15 protein-coding genes are annotated in these 17,926 nt (G+C 61.7%); 3 read left to right on the top strand and 12 right to left on the bottom strand.

Annotated elements, in window-relative coordinates:
- Positions 1-11 precede the first annotated feature (11 nt).
- Genes ACP7DW_RS11125 through pilM form a run of 3 tightly spaced genes read right to left on the bottom strand, consistent with a single transcriptional unit; the run spans position 12 to position 2,257 of the window.
- Positions 12-1,043 carry a pilus assembly protein PilP gene (locus tag ACP7DW_RS11125; protein ID WP_426054959.1) on the bottom strand — a complete coding sequence of 344 codons (1,032 nt, stop codon included), beginning with the start codon at positions 1,041-1,043 and terminating at the stop codon, positions 12-14.
- Between the two features lie 15 nt (positions 1,044-1,058).
- Complete coding sequence (locus ACP7DW_RS11120; protein WP_426054960.1) at positions 1,059-1,619, bottom strand: PilN domain-containing protein; 561 nt, start codon at positions 1,617-1,619, stop codon at positions 1,059-1,061.
- Positions 1,616-2,257 (bottom strand): pilus assembly protein PilM, encoded by a 642-nt coding sequence (gene pilM / locus ACP7DW_RS11115; protein WP_426054961.1) that lies wholly within the window; start codon positions 2,255-2,257, stop codon positions 1,616-1,618. Before pilM ends, ACP7DW_RS11120 begins: the two co-directional genes overlap by 4 nt.
- A gap of 291 nt (positions 2,258-2,548) precedes the next feature.
- Between pilM and ACP7DW_RS11110 the strand changes: the two genes are divergently transcribed.
- A complete protein-coding gene (locus ACP7DW_RS11110; RefSeq protein ID WP_426054962.1) occupies positions 2,549-4,894 on the top strand; it encodes a penicillin-binding protein 1A in 2,346 nt (781 codons plus the stop codon).
- Positions 4,895-4,960: 66 nt separating this feature from the next.
- On the opposite strand, the gene cyaY is transcribed toward ACP7DW_RS11110, so the two are convergent.
- Positions 4,961-5,290, bottom strand: coding sequence for an iron donor protein CyaY (gene cyaY, locus ACP7DW_RS11105; protein ID WP_298410138.1), 330 nt, complete (start codon positions 5,288-5,290; stop codon positions 4,961-4,963).
- Between the two features lie 40 nt (positions 5,291-5,330).
- Between cyaY and lptM the strand changes: the two genes are divergently transcribed.
- Positions 5,331-5,513, top strand: a complete 183-nt coding sequence (gene lptM / locus ACP7DW_RS11100) for an LPS translocon maturation chaperone LptM (RefSeq protein WP_141171477.1) — start codon at positions 5,331-5,333, stop codon at positions 5,511-5,513.
- Here lptM and ACP7DW_RS11095 read toward each other — a convergent pair.
- The 5 genes from ACP7DW_RS11095 to ACP7DW_RS11075 all read right to left on the bottom strand — a co-directional run bounded on the left by ACP7DW_RS11095 (position 5,510) and on the right by ACP7DW_RS11075 (position 11,392).
- Positions 5,510-6,163, bottom strand: a complete 654-nt coding sequence (locus ACP7DW_RS11095; protein WP_426054963.1) for a sulfite oxidase heme-binding subunit YedZ — start codon at positions 6,161-6,163, stop codon at positions 5,510-5,512. The genes lptM and ACP7DW_RS11095 overlap by 4 nt on opposite strands.
- A gap of 9 nt (positions 6,164-6,172) precedes the next feature.
- Positions 6,173-7,150, bottom strand: a complete 978-nt coding sequence (gene msrP, locus ACP7DW_RS11090; RefSeq protein ID WP_426054964.1) for a protein-methionine-sulfoxide reductase catalytic subunit MsrP — start codon at positions 7,148-7,150, stop codon at positions 6,173-6,175.
- Between the two features lie 72 nt (positions 7,151-7,222).
- Positions 7,223-8,374, bottom strand: coding sequence for a c-type cytochrome biogenesis protein CcsB (gene ccsB, locus ACP7DW_RS11085; RefSeq protein ID WP_034753239.1), 1,152 nt, complete (start codon positions 8,372-8,374; stop codon positions 7,223-7,225).
- 64 nt (positions 8,375-8,438) lie between these two features.
- Positions 8,439-10,535, bottom strand: coding sequence for a cytochrome c biogenesis protein ResB (locus ACP7DW_RS11080; protein WP_099760923.1), 2,097 nt, complete (start codon positions 10,533-10,535; stop codon positions 8,439-8,441).
- A 185-nt stretch (positions 10,536-10,720) separates the two neighbouring features.
- Positions 10,721-11,392: a c-type cytochrome gene (locus tag ACP7DW_RS11075; protein WP_426054965.1), complete on the bottom strand. Its 672-nt coding sequence runs from the start codon at positions 11,390-11,392 to the stop codon at positions 10,721-10,723.
- A 186-nt stretch (positions 11,393-11,578) separates the two neighbouring features.
- Here ACP7DW_RS11075 and yihA point away from each other — a divergent pair, with 186 nt between their 5' ends.
- Positions 11,579-12,328, top strand: a complete 750-nt coding sequence (yihA, locus tag ACP7DW_RS11070; RefSeq protein ID WP_426054966.1) for a ribosome biogenesis GTP-binding protein YihA/YsxC — start codon at positions 11,579-11,581, stop codon at positions 12,326-12,328.
- Positions 12,329-12,389: 61 nt separating this feature from the next.
- On the opposite strand, the gene ACP7DW_RS11065 is transcribed toward yihA, so the two are convergent.
- The 3 genes from ACP7DW_RS11065 to ACP7DW_RS11055 form a co-directional block, all read right to left on the bottom strand.
- Positions 12,390-13,232: a hypothetical protein gene (locus ACP7DW_RS11065; protein ID WP_426054967.1), complete on the bottom strand. Its 843-nt coding sequence runs from the start codon at positions 13,230-13,232 to the stop codon at positions 12,390-12,392.
- 327 nt (positions 13,233-13,559) lie between these two features.
- Entirely contained in the window at positions 13,560-16,670 is a 3,111-nt protein-coding gene (locus ACP7DW_RS11060; RefSeq protein ID WP_426054968.1) for an efflux RND transporter permease subunit, read from the bottom strand.
- Complete coding sequence (locus ACP7DW_RS11055; protein WP_426054969.1) at positions 16,667-17,839, bottom strand: efflux RND transporter periplasmic adaptor subunit; 1,173 nt, start codon at positions 17,837-17,839, stop codon at positions 16,667-16,669. The genes ACP7DW_RS11060 and ACP7DW_RS11055 overlap by 4 nt, the downstream gene beginning before the upstream one ends.
- Positions 17,840-17,926 lie beyond the last annotated feature (87 nt).

Raw genomic sequence — 17,926 nt, 5'->3', positions numbered from 1 at the left:
GCGACGCGGCCTCACGGTGCCGCCTCGGGCAGGTCGGCCTTCGCACCCGCTCCCGCCACCTGCAAGGCCAGGCTGCCGCGCCGCTCGCGCCAGGGACCATTCGCCTCGCGCAGTAATTCACGGTACTGCACAGCCTGTTCACTGATGTCCGTCACCACGCCGTGGTCTGGCCCCAGATACTGACCCACCGCCACCCGGTACACGCGCTGGCCCGCCAGCAGCAGCGCGCTCAGGCTCCCTTCCTGTTGCACGCTGCCCACCATGCTGATGGCCGGCAAGGGCACGCTTTCCAGCGGCTCGCGCACGCGGCGCGGGTCGGGCCCCGCCACGCCTCCCCGCTGACCCGGCGCGCTTGCCGCCGGCAAGGCGCCAAAAGGATCGGCCAGGGCGGCGGCGGCATACGGCTGCGGCGCGACCGCGGCAAGCGGGCGCCATGCCGCTGCGGGTGCCCCCGCCTTGGGCGGCAAGGTCGCCTGCGCCGCCAGCTCCCCCGCTGCGGGCAAGCGATACACCTGCAGCACGGCGTCGAGGGTCAGCAGACGATCCTTGCCCAGGGTCAAGGCCAGCTCATGCACCGTGACGATGCGCGGCAGGCGCGCCAGGTCCCCCAGCAGCGCGCACATGGCGTGATAGCCGCCGCGCAACTGGATGGCAATCGGCAAAGCGACATACGGCGTTTGCGGCCGGGCGGCGCCCGGCTTGAACAGCGCAAACTGCAGGCCGCGCGACTGGCCTGCGGCGTCAATGTCCGTCAACAGCACCGCCATCGCCTGCTGGTCGGGCAATTGCTGTTCCAGCTGGGCCAGCTCGGCGCCAGCCTGGCGCCGCTGCGCACGCCACTGCGGCAACTGGCTCGCCCTGGCCTGCGCCGCCAGATACCCGGCGCGCAAGCGGCCCTCCTCGCCTTGCGCCACCTGCACGGCGGCCATCAGTCCCTCCAGCCAGGTGGCGTGCAGCAGCGCGGCCACCAGCGTACCGGCCAGGGCAGCGCACGCGAGGCGCGCGGGTAGCGGCCACAGCGACGCGGTCTTCAAGCTCAGCATGATCAACCTCCACCACTAAGATTGCCCAGCGGGTGCCAACGCCAGCCGTATCGTCCATTCCACGGCGCCCTCTGACGCGCCGCGCACTTCAATCACTTCCGGCCGGGACCAGGGGGCGGCCTGCTCCAGCGCCAGCAGCAGTGCCGCGACCTTGTCCTGCGCGACGGCATGCCCTTGCAGGCGCACCATCGCCGTTTCCTGGCGCACACTGTGCAAGGCCACGCCGGCCGGCATCGCCTGGGCCAGCACGTCCAGCATGCGCACCCAGGCATGGCGTTGCGCTTGTAAATTGGCAATGGCCTGCTGGCGCAGCAACAGCGCCGCCGTCTCGCCCTGCACCCGCTTGCCGGAGACGAGGACGGCATTCACCTGCTGCATGGCATGGCGCCAGCCTTGCTGGCGACGCAGTTGCGCGTCGAGCTGGTGTTGCAGCCAGGCGCCTGCCGCCAGGGCCAACAGCAATCCCAGCACCGCCCCACCGGCCAGTTGCCACAGCAGCAGCTGACTGCGCCGGCGCCGTGCCGCCTGCCGATGCGGCAACAGGTTGATGCCTGGCACTTGCGCCACGCCCGTCATCGCGCGTACCGGTGCATGGCCAGGCCCCAGGCCAGCTGATAACTGAGGCCGCCGTCCGGCAAGGCTTGCCAGCCACCCTGCGCGAGTGCCGCCTGCAGGGCCAGCGCCTCGCTATCCATGACGATGGGCGTCAAGCCGGCCGCCATGGCCGCATCGAGGCGGCGCTGCACGCTGGCGCGCCGCGCCGCCACCAGCAGCACGTCGATCTCCGTACCCGTCTGGCCCGCAAGCGGCGGCGCGGGGCCGAGAATGAAAAAATCCAGGCTGGCGTCTTCCAGTGCAAACGGCATGTATTGGGCCGCCTCCAGCTCCACCAGGATTTCCAGCTGTTCCTCCGGCAAGCCGGCGGGCAGGCGTATCACATGCGTGATCAAGGCCGTGGCCGGCATGGCCAGCGCCACGCGGGTGCAGCCGCTGCCGCTGTTGCGGCATGCCAGGCGCACGGCGCTGGCCAGGCCCTGCGGATCTTCGACATGACCTTCCAGCATCACTCCTGCCGCCAGCGCGGCGCTGCCGCAATGCCGGCATGACAGTTTCCCTCGCCGGCGCCTCAACTCGACCACGCGCACGCCATCGTCCGCCATGTCGACGCCCAGCAAACCGATGCCAAGAAAACTGCGGATGGATATGTTTTTCATAGAGAAACGTCAGCGTGGGAGGGGTTGCTGCCATCGGCAAGCCTAGTCCTGGCAGCGCGCGCTTGTAAACGGATTTCACGCTGGTGTCTGCGGCGCGCGGCGCCTATCTGACCCGGCCGTGATCTGGCGCAGAATAATTGTTACCAAATCCTGGTTGCCAGCGGGCCAATACACGCTTATATAGAGTATCGGCAAGTTTCAACACTCCCCCGGCAAGCGCCACAGCGCGCTGCCACCCCGGCAAGCTCGCTTATAATTGGCCGGCATAATTAACCGAAAGACATACGACGCATGACATCTTCAAACTCCGCTGGCTCCGCTGGCTCGAAGCCGCCCACCAAGGGCAGCAAACCCAAACGTTTCCTGATGATGGCCCTGGTATCGCTGCTGGGCCTGGGCATCGTCGGCGTCTTGCTGGTGGTCTTTGGCCTGGCCATGGCCTATCCGAACCTGCCGGCACTCGATACCTTGACCGATTACAAGCCAAAGATGCCGCTGCGCGTGTTCACGTCCGACAGTGTGCTGATCGGCGAGTTCGGCGAAGAGCGACGCAACATGGTGCACATCAAGGATATTCCCGATGTCATGAAGAAAGCCGTGCTGGCCATCGAAGATGACCGCTTCTATGAACATGGCGGCGTCGACTATCTGGGCATCACGCGTGCGGCCCTGCACAACCTGACGGGCGGCGCCAAGCAAGGCGCCTCGACCATCACGCAGCAGGTGGCGCGCAATTTCTTCCTGTCCAGCGAACAGACCTTGAAGCGCAAGGCGTATGAAGTCTTGCTGGCGTGGAAAATCGAGAAAAACCTCAGCAAGGACCAGATCCTCGAAGTGTATATGAACCAGATTTATCTGGGACAGCGCGCCTACGGCTTCGCCTCGGCCGCGCAAATCTATTTCGGCAAGAATATCCGGGATCTCACCGTGGCCGAAGCGGCCATGCTGGCCGGCTTGCCGAAGGCGCCGTCGGCCTACAACCCCGTCGTCAATCCGAAACGCGCGCGCATGCGCCAGCAATACATTCTGCAGCGCATGGCGCAGCTGGGCTACATCACGCCGGCGCAGTTCGAAGAAGCGAAAAATGAAGAGCTGAAAGTGAAGACCGACAGCAGCGCCTTCGGCGTGCACGCGGAATACGTGTCGGAAATGGCGCGCCAGCTGGTCTACGAACAATTCAAGGAAGATACGTATACGCGCGGCCTGAACGTCTACACGACCATCACCAAGGCCGATCAGGACGCCGCCTACATCGCCTTGCGCAAGGGCGTGATGGATTACGAGAAACGCCACGGCTACCGCGGCCCGGAAGCCTACATCGAGATTCCGACAACCAAGGCTGAAGCGGACGACGCCATCGAGACGGAGCTGGCCGACCACCCGGACAGCGACGACATCATCGCCGCCATGGTGCTGCAGGCGTCGCCCAAATCGTTGCAGGCTGTCACCTCGGCGGGCGAAGAAATCACCATTACCGGCCCCGGCCTGACCTTCGGCGCGGCCTGGCTGTCGGACAAAGCGGCGCCGAACCGCCGCATCAAGCGCGGCGCAGTGATCCGCGTCATGCAAGAAAACAACGCCTGGGTCCTGACGCAGATGCCGGAAGTGCAGTCGGCGTTTGTCTCGGCCAGCACCACGGACGGCGCCATCCGCGCCATGGTGGGCGGCTTCGATTACAACCGCAACAAGTTCAACCACGTCACGCAGGCGTGGCGCCAGCCAGGTTCCGCCTTCAAGCCCTTCATCTATTCCGCTTCGCTGGAACGGGGCCTGTCGCCAGCGACCATCATCAACGATGCGCCGATCTCGTTCGACGCGGGCCAGACGGGCGGCCAGGCGTGGGAACCGAAAAACTACGACAGCAAATACGATGGCCCGATGACCATGCGCAAAGGCTTGATGAAATCGAAGAACATGATTTCCATCCGCATCCTGCACAAGATCGGCGCCAAGTATGGCCAGGAATACGCGACGCGTTTCGGCTTTGACGCGGACAAGAACCCGCCGTACCTGACCCTGGCCCTGGGCGCCGGCAACGTGACACCGCTGCAGATGGCGGGCGCGTACGCCGTGTTCGCCAACGGCGGCTACAAGATCAACCCCTACCTGATCGCCAAGGTGACCGACAGCGATGGCAATATCCTGTCGCAAGCCAAGCCGGACCTGGCGGGCGAGGAAGCCAACCGCGTCATCGACGAACGCAATGCCTTCATGATGAACAGCATGCTCAACGACGTCGTGCGCTTCGGCACGGCGAACAAGGCCATGGCCTTGAAGCGCCCTGACCTGGCCGGCAAGACGGGTACCACCAACGATTCCATCGACGCCTGGTTTGCCGGTTACCAGGCCAAGCTGGTGGGTATCGCCTGGATCGGTTACGACCAGCCGCGCAACCTGGGCAACCGGGAAACGGGCGGTGGCCTGGCCTTGCCGATCTGGATCAACTACATGGCGAAGGCATTGAAAAGCATTCCCGTCGAGGAACGCGCCGTACCGGAAGGCCTGATCCGCGTGGGCGACGAGTATTACTATGCGGAAAATCCACCGGGCACGGGCGTGGGCAGCCTGGAAGGCGCGGCGCGCGGCACGCCGGAGGAAGAAAAGGCCAAGGAAGCGGTCAAGAACGAATTGTTTTAAGATCGTTGGATGAAAAAAGGGCAGCCTGAAGAGGCTGCCCTTTTTTATTGCGCGCGGCTAAAACAATTACTTCAGGACCACGGGCGCGCCCGCCTGCTCGCTGGCCATGCCGGACAAGGCCGCAAACAGTTCCGAGCCGTCGCGCGTGTTGATCCATTCATCGCCCACGCGCTTGTAATGAAAACCGCCGGAACGGGCCGCCACCCACATTTCGCGCATGGGGGCCTGGCTGTTGACGATGATTTTTGTGCCGTTGTCGATGAATTCGATTTCCAGCACATTGCCGCTGCGGCTGCATTCGACGTCGAGCACGTCTTCATCGTTCAGCCGGTCCAGCGCCGTGGCGATCTGGGTCAGGGTGGCTTCGGCCAGGGCCAGGAATTCCGATTCGCTCATGCTACACTCCAAAGATCTTAATCAAACCGTGATTCTAATCGTGAAGTCATCCTCAGCGTTTTATATCGGCACCGCCATTGTGGTTTCCAGCGTCCTGGCCGGCTGTGGCCAGCCCGGCCCCCTGTACCTGCCCAAGCCGCCAGCGGCCAAAGGCGCGCCAGCCAAAGGCCCGGTCGAACCGGCCCCCGTGCCGCCGCCACCGGTCATCGTGCCAGTCACCTAAACGGAGCGCACCGGGGTGGCCGCCTGCGCCGCCCTGCTACTTTTGACGCGCTTGTTCCAGGCGAAAATAACGCGTATTAGCAGCAGTAGCGCGACGATGGAGCCGAACAGGATCGGTTGCGCGAAATTATGCTTGCCCGCCTTCATCCACCAGAAATGCAGGATGCCCAGCGGCGCGATGATGTAGATCAGCCGGTGCAGCCACTGCCAGCGCTTGCCACCGAGGCGCTTGACCATGCCATTCGTGCTCGTCACGGCCAGCGGAATGAGCAAGACGAAGGCGATGAAACCCACCGTGATGAACGGCCGCTTGAGCACATCCTTCCACATTTCCTGCACATCAAAAAAGTGATCGAACCATAAAAAAGTGGTGAAGTGCAGCGCCGCGTAGAAAAACGCGAACAGGCCCAGCATGCGGCGTAGCTTGATCAGCCAATTCCATTGCGTGAAGCGCCGCAAGGGCGTGATAGCCAGGCTGATGCACAGAAAATACAGGGTCCAGTCGCCCGTGCCGCGCGTGATGAATTCCAGCGGCTCCACCAGTTGCCCCGTGTATGTCAGCCAGACCATGCGGGCAAACGGCAGCAGCGCCAGCAAAAAAACCAGGCTTTTGAATAGCGACAATTGTCTCGGCGTGGGGTTGAGGGCCATGATCTTTCCTTAAAAGAACTTCTTCAGATCCATGCCCGCGTACAAGGAAGCGACATCGTTGTAGCCATTGAACATCAGGGTCTTGCGCTTGCGCGTGAGAAAACCGTCTTCGCCGATGCGCCGCTCGGACGCTTGCGACCAGCGCGGATGATCGACGTTCGGGTTCACGTTCGAGTAAAAACCGTATTCCGACGGCGCCGACAGGTTCCACGACGTGCGCGGCTGTTCCTTGACGAAACGGATCTTGACGATGGATTTGGCTGACTTGAAACCATATTTCCACGGCAAGACCATGCGCACGGGCGCGCCATTCTGGTTCGGCAAGGTTTCGCCATACATGCCCAGGGTCAGCAGTGCCAGCGGATGGTTCGCTTCATCGATGCGCAAGCCTTCCGTATACGGCCACTGCAGCACGCGGCTGCCCACGCCCGGCATCTGCTTCTTGTCAGCCAGGGTGATGAATTCCACGTACTTGGCATTGCCCGTCGGCTCGACCTTCTTGATGATTTCCGAGAAGGAATAACCGACCCACGGGATGACCATCGACCAGCCTTCCACGCAGCGCAGCCGGTAGACGCGCTCTTCCAGCGGCGCCAGTTTTAACAGCGCATCGAGATCGAGGGTCATCGGCTTTTTCACTTCGCCTTCGATGTTGACCGTCCACGGCCGCGTGCGCAAGGTGCCCGCGTTTTGCGCAGGGTCGCTCTTGTCCGTACCGAATTCGTAGAAATTGTTGTAGCTGGTGGCGTCTTTATAGGCCGTCTGCTTTTCCAGCGCCGAATAGGCGGGATTGAGCTTGCCAGCCAGCTTGGGATTGGTACCTTGCGCGAACGCTTCGCGGCTGGCCATTTCCAGCAGGGCCGCGCTGGACACGGAGCCCAGCGCCACTTGCTTGATGAAGCTGCGGCGCGATTCAAACACGGCGCGCGGCGTGATTTCGGAAGAAAACGGCAACTCAATGCCGTTGGGACTGCGCTTGATCAACATGGCGGCTCCGGAAAAAGGTGATTGGATATACCTTACACCAGTTTTTCCGGGCCGTTCATGACGCTTCTGTCATTAAAGCTTTCCGTAAGAGTGCAGGCCGGAAAGGAACATGTTGACGCCCAAAAACGCGAACGTCGTCACCAGCAAGCCCACCAGCGCCCACCACGACGCGACGCGGCCGCGCAAGCCCGTCATCAGGCGCATGTGCAGCCAGGCTGCATAGTTGAGCCAGACGATCAGCGCCCACGTTTCTTTCGGGTCCCACGACCAGTAGCCGCCCCACGCTTCGGCCGCCCACAGGGCGCCCAGGATGGTCGCTACCGTGAAGAAAGCAAAGCCCACGGAAATGGCCTTGTACATGACGTCGTCGAGCACTTCCAGCGACGGCAGGCGGTCGACCAGGTAGCCGCTCGACTTGAGCAGATACGCCGCGGCCACCATGGCCGACAGGGCAAAGGTGCCGTAGCCGATGAAGTTGGCCGGCACGTGGATCTTCATCCACCAGCTTTGCAGGGCCGGCACCAGCGGCTGGATTTCGGCCGCGTCGCGCGTGACCGTGTACCACATCAGGAACACCACGGCTGCCGAAATGACCAGCATGACGAAGGCGCCCAGCTGGCGCGTCGCATAATGCTGCTCGTAATACAGGTAGAACATGGCCGTGATCAAGGAAAACAGGATGAACACTTCATACAGGTTCGACACGGGAATATGGCCCACGTCGGCGCCGATCAGGTAAGACTCGTACCAGCGCACCAGCATGCCCGTCAGGCCCAGCACCACGCCGGCCCAGCACAGCAGGGAGCCGACGGACGAGCCGAATTCCGAGCGCGCCACCAGGCCAATCCAGTAGAACAGGGTCGACAGCACGAACAGGGTGCCCATCCACAGAATGGCGGACTGGCTCGACAAGATGTATTTGAGGAAGAATTTCTGATTCGCCATCTCCAGGTGGCCGGCGTACAGCTCGATGGCGAACAGCGACAGCACGGCCGCCACGGGGATCAGCCAGCGCACGGGCTTCCAGTACCAGCCCAGCCACGCGAACGTGGGCGCCGCGGCCAGCAGGATGGCCTTTTCATAGATATCCATGAAGGCGCCAAAGCGCATCAGGCCGAACAGGGAGGCGGCCAGCAAGCCGGCGCCATACAGCCAATCGATCAGGCTCAGGCGCTTGAAAAATCCTGGTTCCTGCGTATATATTTGCTTGTTTGCCAATTCCATCATTTTCTCCATTCCCGGCGACGCGCAAGCGTCCCGAAACTCAGCCAATCCGACTCAGCGCAGCTTACGCCGATTGCGGCAGCTTTGCCTTCAAAGTCTCAAATTCTTTTTCAAAATCCAGTGTCTTGCGTTGCGTGCTCATGGCCATCAGCGCTTCGCTGCCGCCTTCGCCATCCTTGATCCACACCCACAGGCGGCGCTCGCGGATATAAAACATGGAAAACACGCCGATCACGAGGAACAGGCAACCGAGGTAGACCACGCTCTTGCCCGGCGAACGCGTCACCTGCAGCACGGACGCCTTGATTTCCGTGAACTCGTCGAGCTGCAGATACACGGGCGCGCCATAGAAGAAGCTGTCGGACAGCGCATTCGTGGCCAGCTGCAGGAAGCGGCCGTGCTTGTCATCGGCCTCGATGGCTTTCAAGCCATCCTGGGCGCGCGCCGCCTGCCACAAGTCCCACAGGCTGCCATTCAAAATCTTCATGAAGATATCGGCCGCTTTTTCTTGCTCGGCGGCAGGCACTTTCTCCAGGAAACGTGAAATGGCGAGGAAACCACCCTCTTGCCCATTGCCGGCAAAGATGCCCAGGCTTTTCGCCGCCGATTCCTGCAACTGGCCGCGCAGGGCTTCCGCGTTCGCCTGCGGCATGGCGCGCGCCGCATAGCGCGCGGCAGCCTGCTGGCGCAGCGCCGGATCTTGCAGCGCGGCACGCAAACGCATCCATTCCGTCACGCTGTAATTGTCATCGACGGGAATGCGCAGATAGCTGAACGGGTCGCTGGGGTTGACGCGCATGCCGGCCAGAAACACCGTCGTGCCATCCACGGTGACAGGCTGCATGTAATTCTGGTACTCGCGCGCCTGGCCCGTCTTGTCGCGCAATTTGTATTGCACCGAGGGGCCCACATTCTTGAGGTCCTTGTTGTTCGCATTTTTCGCGGCCGAACCGAGGCGCTTGTCCAGGCCGACGGCAAATTTATCGTTGAAACTTTCCGCCTTGCTGACGGCGCGCACATCCTGGCCGGCGCTGAGGTTTTCCACGTTGAAGGGGCGGAAACCCGACCATTCCACCGTGTAGGAATTGCCATCGCTGCGCTCGAGCGGCGTGCTGCCGCCCACTTCGCCGCCGATATCGAAGCGTTTCGTCGTCTTGCCCGTCATGGGAAAACCCGTCAACTTGAGCTTGCTGCCGCCATCCTCAAAACTCGACTGGTACAGGGCCAGGCCCTTGTAGAGCAGCGGCTGGTTGACTTTGATGGTGGCAGGAAAACTTTCACCCGTGACATGGTCGGTGATGACGACATCGCTGGCAAACAGCTTCGGCATGCCGGTGCTGTAGAAATCGATGTGGAATTTTTTCAGCAAGATCGTGATCGGCAGATCCTGGATCAGTACGCCATCGGCCTGGGGAATGATGGCCGTGTTGCTCGACGAGCCTTCCGGGATCATGGTATTGCCGCGGAAAGTAGGATTCGACAGGCTCAAACGGTGCTGGGCGGGAATGTCGGCGATCACGCCGCTGCCGGAAAATGGCGTCTTGCCAAAAAACCATTGTTGTACGCGGATCGGCATTTCCGAGTCGAGCAAGCCGCCCACGCAGATGATGACGATGGCGCCGTGGGCAAAGATATAGCCCCATTTATTGGCCGCGCCGCGCTTGGCCGCCACCAGGGTGGCGTTGTCCTTCTCGACCACCTTGGCCGCATAGCCGCTGTCTTTCAGGCGCATCACCATCTGCTGTGCCAGCACGGCGCGCGGCAGCGGCGCCTGCCATTCCATCTTGTGATGGAAATTGCGCAACGATTGCTCGCGCACATTGTCGCGCCAGCTGCGCATATCCTTGAGCATCTTCGGCGCATTGCGCACGATGCACAGCGAGGTCGAGGCGACGAGGAAACCCATGATCACCAGGAACCACCAGGCCGAATACACGGAATACAGGCTCAGCTTGTCGAAGACGGCGAACCAGAACGGACCGAACTGGTTCACATAATTGGGCATGGGCTCGTTCTGCTTGAGCACGGTGCCGATGATGGAGGCGACGGCGATCAGGGTCAGCAGGCTGATGGCAAAGCGCATCGACGAGACCAGCTCGACGAATTCAGCCAGGCTGCGGCGTTGGGTCTTTAACTCGATTCCGGTCGTGCCTGTGCTCATACGTGGATACTCATACGGGATATGCAATCTTCAAGAAAATGGGGCATGGAGCAGATAGTTTCTGCACGCAAGGCGGCAGCATACTCCAGTTTTGGCCCCTGCCATAAAAAAGGGCAGCCTGTCGAGACGGCCGCCCTGGTTCATGCGCGATGGTGCGCCTGGCAATCTCTTGCCACTATGGAAACTTACTTCAGGCCGGCGATGTAATCGGCCACGGCGGCAATCTCGTCATCCGACATGCGGGCGGCGATGGTGTGCATTTGCGCGCTGTTCTTGCGGGCATCAGCCTTGGTGCTGCGGAACATCGTCAGCTGGGCCACCGTGTAGTCCTGGTGCTGGCCGGCGATGCGCGGATACTGGACGGGCATGCCATTGCCCGTCGCGCCATGACAGCTGGCGCAGGCAGCAACTTGCTTGGAAGCAATGCCACCACGGTAGATTTTCTTGCCCAGGTCGATCGTATCCTTGTTTTTCGCGGCGCCCGGCTTGGACAGCTGCGCGCCCAGGTAGGCGGCGATATTCTTCTTGTCGGCGTCGCTGAGCATCTTCGCGTACGTCGTCATGACGGGCTGGTTGCGCTCCGGCGTGGTGAAATCGACCAGTTGCTTGTAGAGATAGCTTTCGTGCTGGCCGGCCAGCTTCGGGTTGACCGTGATGGTCGAGTTGCCGGCCGCACCATGGCAGGACACGCAGGCAGGCAAGCCGCGCGCCGCATCGCCATCGGCGTACAGGGTAGCGCCCTTGGCGGCATCGGCCTTGACGGCCGGTTTCGGTGCTTCGACCGCGGAAGCAGTTGCCGATACAGCCAGCAAAGCGAGCAGCATGGATTTGAACAACGGTGAAAACGCACGATTCATTCAGGCACCCTGAGACAGTGAGAAATTAGTGGTGGACATTGCCGCGCTCCTGAGATTTTTGATTTATTTTCAGGGCCGCAAGCCGCATCGCTGCTACGCCGGCAACAATTAACAATCCCTTATTGTACAATAGCTTCTTGGCGTTATCGCTCCCTTATCGCTCCATTTTGTTGCTTTACTACTCCCATGTCAAAACTCTGGCAAGCCCGCTTCTTTACGACCGTCAACCAATTGCGTGACCTGCCCGATACCACGGTGCCGGAAATCGCTTTTGCCGGCCGCTCCAATGCCGGTAAATCGACCGCCATCAACATCTTGTGTAATCAGAAAGGCTTGGCGTTCGCCTCCAAGACACCTGGCCGTACCCAGCACATCAACTACTTCTCCATCGGCGGCGCCCATGTGGCGCAGCACCGCAAGGATGCCACCATCGTCGAAGAGATCGAATGCCTGCTGGTCGACTTGCCGGGCTATGGCTACGCGGAAGTGTCGGGCTCGGCCAAATTGCACTGGCAGCGCCTGCTGGGCGACTACGTGCAGCGCCGGGAGCAATTGGCGGGCCTGGTCCTGATCATGGATTCGCGCCGTCCGTTCACCGACCTGGACGTCCAGATGCTGGAATGGTTCGCCCCGACGGGTAAACCAATTCACTGCATCCTGACCAAAGTCGACAAGCTCAACCGCAATGAATCCGTGAATGCCTTGCGCCAGGCGAAAGCCAAGCTCGACAGCTATGTGGATGAAGACGGCGTCGGCTTCCCGTTCACCGTGCAACTGTTCTCGGCCCTGAAGCGCGTCGGCATCGACGAAGCCAATGACAAGATCATGGAACTGGCCGGCATCAGCGAAGATGGCGCGGCCCAGATGGTCGAACTGATCGAGATGGAAGACGACGTGGAAGCGGCGCCGGGCACCGAGTCGGATAAACCGGCCTGAGCATCATCAGCGCCGTATGACAAAAAGGCTGCCCGGTCACACCGCGCAGCCTTTTTAATTTTTAGCGCCGTCCCGGGCGCTTCTCCGAAAAGAATTCCTGGCGCAGGAAGGCCGTCAGCTCGGCCGTGTCTTCCACGCGGGCGCTGAGGTTGACGTTGCGCCCCAGGCGCCGCGATTCCCAGACGAAGTCGCCCGGTTTTTCGGCACGGATCAACTGGATCATCTTCTTGATGATGGCCGATTCGATATCGGGTTCATTGCCCAGTTCGACTTTTTCCTGCTTCAGCCAATTGCGCTTGAAGTTGCCATTCCAGCCCTTGAACTTGACTTCGGCACTGAACGACGTCTGGTTGACGATGGAAAACACGCCACCCGAATCCTCGCGGTCGCTGCCCGAATTGCGCCCCTGTGCGCCGGCGATATTCGCCTTGGCCACGCGCATGGCGCGGTCGTTCTCGCTTTCCTCGGCCGGCGGCGCGGGGTTCTGCGCCTCGCGCTGCTTGCGGCGCTGCTCGATCATCGAACTCATGTCTTCGGCCGGCGGCGGCGGCAACGGCACTTTCGATACCAGCGGCGGCGTGAAGGTTTCCAGTTTTGGCTTGTCGCGCGGCACGTCCTTGCTCACCACGCGCTTGCTCGGCGCCGGCGGCGGTTTCACCTTGGCCACTTTCGTGTCCTTCGGCTTGGGCGTGGGTTTCGGCTGCGGCTTCGGTTGCGGCTTGTCCTTCAGGGGCGCGATGTAGACCATCGCGCTTTCCTTCTTCGGCGGCGGGATCTTTTCGATCTTGTCGCTGCGCAACAGGACATACGCCGCCAGCAGCACGTGCAGCAAGACGGACACGCCGAGCGCAACCTTGCGCGTGGTGCTGGTCCTGGACCCGTAGGCCGGCAGTGGCTGGATCACTTGCCCACAGGTGGGGCAAACATCGGAATCGGCAGCCAACAAATGGGTCGTGTCATGCAAAATGAATCGTGCTTTCTGTGTAGCGAAGAAATAACATTGCAGGGCAGCCATAGTGCCAGAGTCCCTTGCTTTTGGGAACACTTCCTCGGCCTTTCCAACCCGAAGCGTACAGGATAGCGACATTCCTTGCAGCGCTGTCCAGAGTACCCGAGCCGTCCCTTGATGGTTGTTACCGTATGTATCACTGCCCATACAAAACCGGCGCCCCATTCACGCAGGAATGGAGCGCCGGTCACGGGTCAACGGATCAACGGGCAACGCAAGCGCTCAAGCCTTGTTGTCGAGTGCCACCAGTTGCTCGTCCGTCACCGGCCCCGTGCCGCTGTACTTATCCAGGAACAAATAGATGACGGGGGTGATGAACAGGGTAATGACTTGCGAAAAAAGCAATCCGCCGACCACGGCCAGGCCCAGCGGCTGGCGCAGCTCGGCGCCGGCGCCCAGGCCCAGGGCGATCGGCAAGGCACCCATCAGGGCCGCCGCCGATGTCATCATGATGGGGCGGAAACGCAGGATGCACGCCTGGCGGATGGCTTCAGGCGGGCTCATGCCCTCATTGCGCTGCGCATGCAGGGCAAAGTCGATCATCATGATGGCGTTTTTCTTGACGATACCGATCAGCATCAAGATACCGATGATGGCGATCATCGTCAGATCCATGCCGAACAGGCGCAAGGTCAACAGCGCCCCCACGGCCGCCGACGGCAAGCCGGCCAGGATGGTCAGCGGGTGGATATAGCTTTCATACAGCACGCCGAGCAGCACATAGATCACGGCCAGCGCGGCGATGATGAGGATGATCTGGCTGGACTGCGAATCCTGGAACACGGCCGCATCGCCGCCATAGCGCGTGATGATGGAGGCCGGCAAGCTCATGTCCTTGCCCATCACGTCGATCTTGCCCGTGGCAACACCGAGCGGCACGTCCGGCGCCAGGTTGAAGGCGATGGTGACGGCCTGCAACTGCCCCTGGTGATTCACGGAGGTGGGGCCGATCGTGCGTTCCACGTAGGCAATACTCGACAGTTTCACCAGCTCGCCCGACTTGCTGCGCACGGACACGCGCGTGAGCGCATCGTCATACTGGCGATCCGCCGTGGCCGCTTCCAGGATCACGTAATAGCTGGCCGCCGACGAATAGATGGTCGACACTTGCCGTTCGCCAAACGTGCTGTACAGGGCCGTGCGGATATCGGACATTTGCACGCCCAGCAGATTGGCCTTGTCGCGGTCGATCCGCAGGGACGCCTGCAAGCCCTTGATCTGCGAATCGCTGGTGACGTCGCGGAAGGCGGGATCGGCGCGCATGCCAGCAATAAACTTTTCCGCCCAGTCATTCAAGGCATCGGGGCTGACGCTTTGCAAGGTGTACTGGTAGCGGCTCTTGCTCTGGCGTCCGCCCAGTTGCAAGTTTTGCACGGGACGGAAATACACGGCCATGCCGGGCACGGCGCTCGTCGCGCGGCGCAGGTTTTCCAGCACCACGGGCATTTTCGGCCGTTCGCTGCGCGGTTTCAAGACCATGAACATGCGGCCCGTGTTGCCGCCACCGACGAACGAGGTCACATCCTGCACGCTGGGGTCCGCCTTGAGCACGGCCGCCACGCGCGATTGCAAGTCCTGCAATGCCGCAGAAGAAATATCCTCCGACGCTTCCGTATTGACCTGGATCTGGCCCAGGTCTTCCTCGGGAAAGAAACCCTTCGGAATGGTCGCGTACAGCAGCACCGTCAGCGCAAAGGTGCACACGGCAACAAACAGCACCACGTTGCGGTGCGCCAGGGCCTTGTCGAGCAAATGCACATAGCCGTTGCGCAACTTCGTGAATCCCGCCTCGAAGTGGCGGCCGATGAAGGACTTTTCGCCATGCGTGGGGTCGCTGTCATGGTGTTCGCGCGAGTCGGCCGGCAGGAAGCGGCTGGCCAGCATCGGCACCAGGGTCAGCGACACGATAGCCGACACCAGCACGGCCAGCGAGACGACCACGGCGAATTCATGGAACAGCAAGCCGATCACGCCCGGCATGAAGAAGATGGGGATGAACACGGCCACCAGCGAGACGGAAATCGAAATAATGGTGAAACCCATTTCCTTGGCGCCCACGAGGGCCGCCTGGATCGGTTTCTTGCCCATCTCGATATGGCGCACGATGTTTTCCAGCACCACGATGGCATCATCGACCACCAGGCCCACGGCCAGGGTGATACCCAGCAGGGAGATATTGTCGAGGCTGTAGCCGAGCCAGTACAGCAGGGCCAGCGCACCGAGCAGGGAAATGGGCATGGTGACGGCCGGAATGAAGGTGGCGGCCGCGCGGTGCAGGAACAAAAAGATCACCAGCACTACCAGGATCACCGTCAGGGCCAGGGTCAGATTGACGTCGTGGATCGCTTCGCGGATCGAGACGGAACGGTCATTGACCAGGCTGATCTGAATGGAGGCAGGCAATTGCGCCTTGAAACCCGGCAAGAGTTTGCGCACGGCATCGACCACTTGCACCGTGTTCGCATCCGGTTGGCGCTGCACGAGCAAGGTGATCGAGCGCTCGCCATTGAAACTGCCGGCCGTCTTGGTCGACTGGAAACTGTCTTCCACTTCGGCCACTTCCTTCAGGCGCACGGGCTGGCCATTGCGCGTGGCGACGATGAGTTCGGCAAAATCGGCCGCCTTCATCATCTGCGGGTTGCCCTGGATGGTCAGAGTCTGGCTGGGGCCGTCGAGGATGCCCAGCGGCGAATTCGTGTTCGAGGCGCGCAGGGCCACGGCCAGCTCGTCCATCGTCAGGTTGCGCGCGTTCATCAGGTCGGCACGGGCGCGCACGCGCACGGCGAAGCGTTTCTGGCCATTCACGCTGACCTGGGCCACGCCAGGCAAGGTCGACAGGCTGGGCGCAATCAGGTTTTCCGCATAATCATTCAGATCCGACAAGTTCAGCGATGGCGACGTCATCTGGATGAACAGCACCGGCGCATCGGCCGGATTGACTTTGCGGTAGGACGGCAAGTCCGTCATTTCCGTCGGCAACTGGCGCTGCGCGCGCAGCAGGGCCGCCTGCACGTCGACGGCGGCCTCGTTGACATTGATGCTGGCGTCAAACTCCAGGGTCAGCGACGTATTGCCCAGGGTACTCGTCGAGGTGATCAGGCTCAGGCCGGCAATCGTGGAAAACTGCTTTTCCAGCGGCAAGGCCACGGAAGACGCCATGGTCTCGGGGCTGGCGCCGGCCAGGTCGGCGCTGACGTTGATGACGGGCGTGTTATAGCTCGGCAAGGCCGCCACGGGAATGTGGCCATACGCCAGCACGCCGGCCAGGATGATGGAGAGGGACAACAGCACCACCATGACGGGGCGGCGGATGCTCAGTTCGGACAGGTTCATGCTGGCTTGCCCTGCGGTGCGGCGGCGCCATCGGCGGCCTTGTGTTTTTCCGCCAGGCGCACCTTGCCGCCAGGACGCAGGTTCTGCTTGCCGTCGACGATGACTTTTTCGTCGCCGGTCAATCCGGTGACGACGGCATTCGGGCCGAACGCATACACGCGGGCAATCTTGCGCACCTTGGCCGTGTTATCGGCTTCCATCGAATACACGAAGATGCCCGTGGTATTGGTGATGATGGCGTTTTGCGGGATGACCAGCGCATCTTTCAAGGTGCGCACCGTCAGCTGCGTATTCACATACTGGCCAGGCCACAGGTCGGTAGCGCCATTGTTGAAACGGGCCTTGACCTTGATCACACCCGTGGCGGGATCGACGGCATTGTCGATGAAACTCAGTTTGCCGTCGAGCTGCTTGCCGCCCGCATCGGCCAGCAGCGCCTTGACCGCCACCTCGCCCGCCTTCTGCGCCGCCAGCAAGCCCGACAGACTGCTTTCCGGCAAGGTGAAGACCACGTCGATCGGGTCGAGCTGGGTGATGCTGGTGAGCGAAGTGGTCGGCTGCACCAGGCTGCCCGCGTACACATTGATCGCGCCCACGCGGCCCCCCTGCGGCGCGCGCAGGACGGTGTAGCTGGAATCGACCTGGGCGGCGCGCAAGGCGGCCTGGTCGGCGGCCAGCAAGGCGCGTGCCGCGTCGAGCTGGCTTTGCAGGGTATCCACGGCGCCCTGGGCGATGAAGTTCTTGCTCAGCAAATCCTGGCTGCGTTTGAGCTGGCGTTCGAGGTCCAGCACCGAGGCGCGGTCACGCAATACTTGCGCCTGCGCCTTGTCGACATTCGCATGCTCGCTGCGCGCGTCCAGCGTAAACATCAGTTCGCCCTGTTTGACGAACTGGCCTTCGCGGATGTGCACCTTGGTGATCGTACTGGTCGTCTGCGGATGCAGGTCGACGCTGCTGATGGGCGTCACGCTGCCATTGGCTTGCAGCAGCATCGGCACATCCTGTCGCAGCGGCGCGACCACGCTCACGGTGGTCGGTCCCTGTCCGCCCTTGCCCCCTTTGCCATCCTGCCCACCGGCCGCTTTGCCCGACTGATGATTGAAATACCAGATGCCGCCACCGATACACAGGGCCGCACCCACAAGGATTGCCAGGCTAGTCTTTTTCATTGTTCTGTCACGCTGTTGCAGCGCAGGGCTGCAGGTTGAAGGTAGTTGCCAGGGGGGCATAAAGCACAATATTGTCGCACGGAAATG

This window comes from Janthinobacterium sp. PSRC1-1, assembly GCF_049897525.1.
GTDB lineage: Bacteria > Pseudomonadota > Gammaproteobacteria > Burkholderiales > Burkholderiaceae_D > Janthinobacterium > Janthinobacterium tructae.
This window is presented reverse-complemented; position numbering and strand designations above follow the sequence as displayed.